This is a genomic window from uncultured Sphingomonas sp. (genome assembly GCF_946477935.1).
GTDB lineage: Bacteria > Pseudomonadota > Alphaproteobacteria > Sphingomonadales > Sphingomonadaceae > Sphingomonas.
The window spans coordinates 1-6,557 of sequence record NZ_CAMLAC010000203.1 but is presented as its reverse complement, the minus strand read 5'-3'; the positions used below and the strand labels follow the sequence as shown (position 1 = coordinate 6,557).

The 6,557-nt window shown below is 65.9% G+C and carries 6 protein-coding genes and 1 pseudogene; all 7 read left to right on the top strand.

From position 1 onward, the window contains the following. The coding region (locus tag Q0U08_RS16245; RefSeq protein WP_298092618.1) for a ribose-5-phosphate isomerase A at window positions 1-380 on the top strand (380 nt) is incomplete at its 5' end. A 73-nt stretch (window positions 381-453) separates the two neighbouring features. After that, window positions 454-2,544, top strand: coding sequence for a transketolase (tkt, locus tag Q0U08_RS16240; protein ID WP_298092616.1), 2,091 nt, complete (start codon window positions 454-456; stop codon window positions 2,542-2,544). After that, window positions 2,544-3,674 carry a transaldolase gene (gene tal, locus Q0U08_RS16235; protein WP_298092614.1) on the top strand — a complete coding sequence of 377 codons (1,131 nt, stop codon included), beginning with the start codon at window positions 2,544-2,546 and terminating at the stop codon, window positions 3,672-3,674. The genes tkt and tal overlap by 1 nt, the downstream gene beginning before the upstream one ends. Window positions 3,675-3,801: 127 nt before the next feature. Continuing rightward, window positions 3,802-4,785, top strand: a complete 984-nt coding sequence (gene gnd, locus Q0U08_RS16230) for a phosphogluconate dehydrogenase (NAD(+)-dependent, decarboxylating) (protein WP_298092613.1) — start codon at window positions 3,802-3,804, stop codon at window positions 4,783-4,785. Further along, entirely contained in the window at window positions 4,782-5,603 is an 822-nt protein-coding gene (locus Q0U08_RS16225) for a Cof-type HAD-IIB family hydrolase (RefSeq protein ID WP_298092611.1), read from the top strand. Before gnd ends, Q0U08_RS16225 begins: the two co-directional genes overlap by 4 nt. Continuing rightward, the gene (locus Q0U08_RS16220) at window positions 5,600-6,346 is read left to right on the top strand and encodes an HAD-IIB family hydrolase (protein WP_298092609.1); all 747 of its coding nucleotides are present in this window, start codon (window positions 5,600-5,602) and stop codon (window positions 6,344-6,346) included. Before Q0U08_RS16225 ends, Q0U08_RS16220 begins: the two co-directional genes overlap by 4 nt. Then, window positions 6,343-6,557: pseudogene (locus Q0U08_RS16215) on the top strand (hypothetical protein); the annotation flags it as partial. The gene Q0U08_RS16220 and the pseudogene Q0U08_RS16215, both read left to right, overlap by 4 nt.

The window sequence follows — 6,557 nt, the reverse complement described above, 5'->3', positions numbered from 1 at the left end:
GGGCGATGCTGCGCGAAAAGGTCGTGGCGGCGGCATCCGACCGGATGGTGGTGATCGCCGATGGCAGCAAGCGGGTAGCAAAGGTGGGGGCGGCGAAACTGCCGGTGGAGGTGCTGCCCTTTGCCGAACGCTTCGTTGCCGATGCGCTGGGCGCGGTGTTCGACCGCGTGGAAAAAAGGGAGGGGGTGGAGACGGATAACGGCAACATCATCCTGGATGGTCATGGTTGGCGCGATGCGGACCCGCATCGCATGGCCGCGGCCATTGCCTCTATCCCCGGCGTGGCGGGGCATGGCCTGTTCCTGTGGGAAGTGGACGGCGCGATCATCGTGACGGACGGCGTTGTTACGAGACTGGAACGGAAGGCGGTTGGCGGTTAAGGCCGCCACGTCTTGGCAACCAGATCGGATGCGCGGGCGTTCGGTCGCTGACGAGAATTGAGGCCCCACTTTCATGACTGACGCAGCCACCACCGCCGCAAGCGCGGACTCGCACCTTCACGAAGACGGTTCGATCGAGCGTTTGACGATCGATACGATCCGCACCCTGTCGATGGACGCGGTGCAAAAGGCCAATTCGGGTCATCCCGGGACGCCCATGGCGCTTGCACCGGTTGGGCATACCCTATGGTCGCGCTATCTGCGCTACGATCCGGCGCATGCCGACTGGCCGAACCGCGACCGTTTCGTGCTGTCGGTGGGGCATGCGTCGATGCTGCTCTATTCGCTGCTGCATCTGGCCGGCGTCGAGGAGATCGACGCGGACGGCAACAAGACCGGCAATCCGGCGATCAGCCTGGACGATATCAAGCAGTTCCGGCAGCTTTCGTCGCGTACCCCTGGCCACCCGGAATATCGCCACACCACCGGCGTGGAGACGACGACCGGGCCGCTGGGTGCGGGCTGCGGCAACTCGGTGGGCATGGCGATCGCCGAGCGCTGGCTGGCGGCGCATTTCAATCGCGAGGGTTTCCCCGTCTTCGACCATGACGTGTATGTCGTGTGCGGCGACGGCGACATGATGGAGGGCGTGGCATCCGAGGCGGCTTCGACCGCGGGCCACCTGAAGCTGTCCAACCTGTGCTGGATCTACGACAGCAACCAGATCTCGATCGAGGGCGGCACCGACCTGGCCTTCGACGAGGATGTGGGCAAGCGGTTCGAAGCCTATGGCTGGAACGTGGTGCACGTCGACGATGCCAATGACGTGGGCGCGCTGTGCCAGGCGCTCGACACGTTCAAGGCTACGCAAGACAAGCCGACCTTCATCGTGGTGCGCTCGGTGATCGGCTATGGCAGCCCCAAGGCGGGCAGCGAAAAGGCGCATGGCGAGCCACTGGGCGACGAGGCGATCCGCGCGACCAAGAAGGCCTATGGCTGGCCCGAGGATGCGCAGTTCCTGGTGCCGGACGGCGTGTGCGAGGCGTTCCGGGGCGCGATCGAGGCGCGGAGCAAGCCGCTGCGCGACGAATGGGTGGCGATGGTCGATCGCTACCGGCAGGCGCATCCCGAACTGGCGGCCGAGCTCGATGCGATGCTGAAGGACGAACTGCCCGAGGGGTGGGACGCCGACCTGCCGGTGTACGAGGCGGATGCCAAGGGCGTGGCGAGCCGCGAGTCGGGTGGCAAGGCGCTGAACGCGATCGCGGCGAAGGTGCCGTGGCTGGTCGGTGGATCGGCCGATCTGGCGCCGTCGACCAAGACGCTGATCAAGGATGGCGGATCGTTCCAGGCGGGCTCTTACGGCGACCGCAACCTGCATTTCGGCGTGCGCGAGCATGGCATGGGCGCGATCGTGGACGGCATGGCGCTGTCGCACCTGCGCTCCTACGGCGCGACCTTCCTGGTGTTCGCCGACTATATGCGCGCGCCGATCCGGCTGGCCGCGATCATGGAGATCGGCGCGATCTTCGTGTTCACGCATGATTCGATCGGCGTGGGCGAGGACGGGCCGACGCATCAGCCGATCGAGCATCTCGCCACGCTCCGCGCGATCCCGGGGCTGGACACGATCCGGCCGGGCGATGCCAACGAGGTGTCGGAGGCGTGGCGTTGCGCGATGAAGAACGGCAACCGGCCGACGGTGCTGGTGCTGTCGCGCCAGCCGCTGCCGACGCTGGACCGGAGCAAATACGCTCCCGCATCGGGTGTGGAGAAGGGCGCTTACGTGCTGGCCGATTGCGAGGGCACGCCTGACGTGATCCTGATCGCCACCGGATCGGAACTCGGCCTCGTCACCCAGGCGTACGAGACGCTGTGTGCGGACGGGGTGAAGGCGCGGGTCGTGTCGATGCCGAGCTGGTATCGCTACGAGTTGCAGGACGCCGCGTACAAGGAGTCTGTGCTGCCGGGCGACGTCACCGCACGCCTTGCGGTGGAGCAGGCCGGGTCGATCGGGTGGGACCGGTATGTGGGCCTGTCGGGCCGCACGATCACCATGTCGACGTTCGGGGCCTCCGCCCCCATATCCAAGCTGCAGGACAAATACGGCTTCACCGTGGACAATGTCGTCAAGGTGGCGCGCGAACTGCTGGAGACCAAGTGATGAGCACGCTCAAGGACATGAGCGCCGCGGGCTGCGCCGTGTGGCTCGATTTCGTCGATCGCAAATTCCTGGAGGCGGGCGGGCTGGACACGCTCGTCGCCGAGGACGGGCTGACCGGCGTGACGTCGAACCCGTCGATCTTCGAGAAGGCGATGGGCCACGGCGAAGCCTATGACGGCACGCTGGCGGCGTTCGACAAGGAGAACCCCGGCGCGGCGACGATCGATCGCTACGAGCATCTGGCGATCCAGGACATCAAGGCGGCGGCCGAAACGCTGCGCCCCGTCTATGACCGGCTGGATGCCAAGGACGGCTATGTCAGCCTGGAGGTGTCGCCCTATATCGCCGACGATACCGACGCGACGATCGCCGAGGCCGAGAAGCTGTGGCATGCGGTCGACCGGCCGAACCTGATGATCAAGATCCCCGGCACGCCGGCGGGCGCGCCCGCGATCGCGGCGACGATCGCCAAGGGGATCAACGTCAACGTCACGCTGCTGTTCTCGCAGGCCTCCTATGCGCGGGTGGCGGAAGCCTATGCCATGGGACTGGAGGAGCGGGTGAAGCATGGCCAGCCGATCGACCGGATCGCCAGCGTTGCCAGCTTCTTCGTCAGCCGCATCGACTCCGCGATCGACAAGGTAATCGACCAGCGGGTGAAGGATGGCGATGCGGAGGCCGAGGCCGAGGCGCTGAAGGCGATCCGCGGCAAGGTGGCGATCGCCAATGCCAAGCTGGCCTATCAATGGTATCTGGACTTCATCAAGTCCGACCGCTGGCAGGCGCTGGCTGCCAAGGGTGCGCAGCCGCAGCGGCTGCTCTGGGCATCCACGGGCACCAAGGACCCGACCTATCCCGACACGCTCTATGTCGACACGCTGATCGGGCCGGACACGGTGAACACCATGCCGCCCAAGACGATGGACGCGTTCCGCGAGCGCGGCACGGTAGCCGAAACGCTGACCGCCGATGTGGACGAAGCACGCCATGTGCTGGCCGAGGCCGAGCGGCTGGGGCTGGACCTGGACGGCGTGACGGAGCGGCTGGTGGAGGAGGGCGTCGCATCCTTCACCACCGCGTTCGACGATCTGCTGGGCTCCATCGCGAAGAAGCAGCCGGCCAAGGCGTAAGCCTTTCAGGGGGGGATCTTAAGCTGGGTTACGCCGTTGGCAGCCCCTTACCCTCCCCACGGCGCCGCCGTGGGGCCCCTCCCTCTCCCCGAGGGGGTAGAGGGCAAAATCTTGTAGGAGCGTTTGCATGAAAATCGGTCTGATCGGTCTTGGCCGGATGGGCGGCAACATCGCGCGGCGGTTGATGAAGGCGGGCCATGAGGTCGTCGCCTGGGATCGCGACGCGGCGGCGGTGGAAAAACTGGTCGCCGATGGTGCGCAAGGCGCGAGCGGTATCGAGGACATGGCAAGCAAGCTGGACAGCCCGGCCATCTGGTGGGTGATGCTGCCGGCCGGCGCTCCGACCGAGGACACGGTCCAGCAGATCTGCGCCGATGCAAAGGCCGGCGACATTGTCATCGATGGCGGCAACAGCTTCTACAAGGACGATATCCGCCGCGCGAAGGAACTGCGGGAAAAGGGTATCGAATATGTCGATGTCGGCACGTCGGGCGGCGTCTGGGGCCTGGATCGCGGTTATTGCATGATGATCGGCGGCAGCGAGGAGACGGTGCGCTATCTCGATCCCATCTTCGACACGCTGGCGCCGGGCAGGGGCGATATCGTCCGCACGCCGGGACGCGTCGCCGAAAAGGCCGATCCGCGTGCCGAGAAGGGCTATATCCATGCCGGTCCGGCAGGCGCCGGGCATTTCGTCAAGATGATCCACAACGGCATCGAATATGGCTTGATGCAGGCCTATGCCGAGGGCTTCGACATCCTGAAATCGAAGAATTCGGACAAGCTGCCGGAAGACGAACGCTTCGACCTGAACCTGACCGATATCGCCGAAGTGTGGCGGCGCGGCAGCGTCATCTCGTCGTGGCTGCTCGACCTGACCGCAAGTGCCTTGGCCAAGGACGAGATGCTGGAGCAATTCTCCGGCCATGTCGCGGATTCGGGCGAGGGCCAGTGGACGATTGACGCGGCGATGGAGGAAAAGGTGCCGGCCAACGTGCTGACCGCCTCGCTGTTCGCACGCTACCGCAGCCGGGTCGAGCATACCTTTGGCGACCAGGTGCTGTCGGCGATGCGCTTCGGCTTCGGCGGCCACACCGAAATCCCGCAATGAGTTCGCCGATCCGGCTCGTCGTCTCCGATGTCGATGGCACGCTGGTCGATCCCGACAAGACGCTGCGCGCCGCCACGATCGCGGCGGTGCGGCGGCTGGAGGCGGCGGGCGTCGGCTTCACGATCATCAGCGCGCGACCGCGATCGGGACTGATGGCCCTGGTCGAGACGCTGGGCGTCGATGCGCCGGTGGGCGCGTTCAACGGCGGCACGGTATTCCGGCGCGACGGTACGATCGAGGCGCGCTTTCGCGTGCCCGAAGCGGTGGTGCGCGAGGCCCTGGCGGCGGCGCGCGACGTGGCGGTGGACATATGGGTGTTCGCCGCCGACCGCTGGTATGCCAGCAACCCGGAGGGCGAGCATGTCGGCCATGAGCGCGTCGCCTCTGCCCAGGAGCCGGTGATCACCACCGACTTCGACACGCTGGTGGGCGAGGTGGACAAGATCACCTTCGTCAGCGACGATCCGCCGGTGCTGAAGGCACTGCATGAGCGGATTGCGGCGGTCCACGGCGACGATGCCACGATCGCGCAGTCGCAAAGCTATTATCTCGACATCACCGCTTGGCAAGCGAACAAGGGCGAAGGCATCGCATCGCTGGCGAAGGCGTTCGACGTGGGGCTGGCCGAGGTCGCGGCGATCGGCGATCAGGCGAACGACCTGCCGATGTTGTTGCGTGCCGGCCTGCCGATCGTGATGGGCAATGCGCCCAGTGCCGTAAAGGCACAGGTGGCGACACATACCCTTTCCAATGCCGAAGACGGCGTGGCACACGCCATTGAAACCATTATCTTTCCCCGTACCGGAGTTCGTACATGAAGCAGCTCGTCGCCTTCGACCTCGATGGCACCCTGGCCGAAAGCAAGCAGCCGCTTGGCGATCCGATGGGCGAGGCGCTGGCCGATCTGCTGGACGTGGCGCATGTCGCGGTGATCTCCGGCGGGGATTGGCCGCAGTTCGACAAGCAGGTGGCAAGCCGCCTGCCCGAGCGTGCCGACCGGTCGAAGCTGTGGCTGATGCCGACGACGGGCACCAAGCTGTTCACCTGGCAGGACGGCCAGTGGACCACGGTGTATGCCGAACTGTTCGACGACGCGACCAAGGCCAAGATCCTGGAAGCGTTCGATGCCTCGCTGGAGGCGACCGGCTTTGTGCCCGAGCAGACCTGGGGCGAGCGGATCGAGGATCGCGGTAGCCAGATCACCTTTTCCGCGCTGGGCCAGCAGGCGCCGGTCAAGGAAAAGGAACATTGGGATCCCAAGTTCGAGAAGCGCAAGGTGATCCAGGCGGACCTGAAGCAGCGCCTGCCCGGCCTGTCGATCAACATGGGTGGTGCGACCTCGATCGACATCACGCAGGAGGGCGTCGACAAGGCGTACGGCCTGAAGCGGCTGCGCGACGAGAGCGGTATCGCGTTGGACGCGATGATGTTCATCGGCGACGCGATCTTCCCCGGTGGCAATGATTATCCTGCCAAGGAACTGGGGCTGGATACGGTGCGCGTGCGCGATCCGGAGGAAACGCTGGCGGTGATCGCCGGGATCGTCGCCTGCCTGAAGTGAGCGCGGCACTGGCCCTGCGGGAACGTACCGCCGCCGCGCATGAGGCGGTGGACGCCGCCTTTGCGGGCTATGATCTGGCGGATGCCGGGGCGTATCGTGCGTTCCTGATCGCACATGCGCGGGCGCTGCCGGCGGTGGAGGCGTGGCTGGGGCAGCGTCGCGGGTTGCCGGATTGGCGACCGCGCATGTGCGATCAGGAACGCACGATACG